Source organism: Pseudomonas sp. IT-P258, from assembly GCF_949767825.1.
GTDB lineage: Bacteria > Pseudomonadota > Gammaproteobacteria > Pseudomonadales > Pseudomonadaceae > Aquipseudomonas > Aquipseudomonas monachiensis.
In genome coordinates, this window is sequence record NZ_CATKPU010000049.1 from 1 (window position 1) to 1079 (window position 1079).

Sequence of the window (1079 nt, forward strand, 5' to 3'; positions counted from 1 at the left end):
TTGAGCAGATCCTGGCCTCCCGCCGCATCGGTATCGAAGCCGAGGATCCGGTCGTTGCCGAAGCCCGCGGCGAACACGAAGATATCGTCGCCGCTGGCGGCATTCATCGTGTCGTTGCCCGCACCGCCCGCAACACTATCGTTGCCGGCACCACCATCGAGGTTGTCGTTGCCCAGGCCGCCCAACAATGTGTCGTTGCCGCCGGCGCCGTTGAGGGTGTCATTGCCCACCCCACCGGTCATGACGTTGTTCGACGCGTTGCCGGTGCCGACGAAGTTGCCGACTCCGGTGAAGAGCAGGTGCTCGGCATTGGCGCCCAGTGTGTAACTGGCCAGCGAGGTCTGTACGGAGTCCTCACCGCTGCCCGCCAACTCGACAACCGCGTCCGCGGCTGAATCGACGCGGTAGGTATCGTTGCCGATGCCGCCTTCCATCCGGTCAGCCCCCGCATCGCCACTGAGGACGTCATTGCCCAGGCCACCGAGCAAGGTGTCGTTGCCGCCAGCGCCGTTGAGGGTGTCATTACCCACCCCACCGGTGATGATGTTATTCAACGCGTTGCCGGTGCCGACGAAGTTACCGACACCGGTGTAGAGCATATGCTCGACATTGGCGCCCAGGGTGTAGCTGGTCAGCGTCGTCTGTACGGAGTCGGCACCTTCACCCGCCACCTCGACCACCAGGTCCCCGGCGGAATCGACGCGGAAGGTATCGTTGCCGGTTCCACCGACCATCCGGTCATTACCCGTGCCGCCCGTGAGGACGTCGTTGCCGGCGCCACCCAGCAAGGTGTCGTTGCCGCCAGCGCCGTTGAGGCTGTCATTACCCGCCCCACCGGTGATGACGTTGTTCAACGCGTTGCCGGTACCGGTGAAGTTGCCGGTTCCGGTGAAGAGCAGATGCTCGACATTGGCGCCCAGGGTGTAACTGGCCAGCGTGGTCTGTACCGAGTCGGCCCCCTCACCCGCCGTCTCGACCACCAGGTCCCCGGCGGAATCGACGCGGTAGGTGTCGTTGCCGGCTCCACCGGCCATCCGGTCATTACCCGCACCGCCAATCAGCAGGTCATTGCCCAGGCC

1 protein-coding gene is annotated in these 1079 nt (G+C 64.8%); it reads right to left on the reverse strand.

All coding sequences use genetic code 11. The features are described from left to right. On the reverse strand, positions 1–1079 hold a 1079-nt coding region (locus tag ACM6G4_RS18665), incomplete at both ends, for a calcium-binding protein (RefSeq protein WP_414914303.1).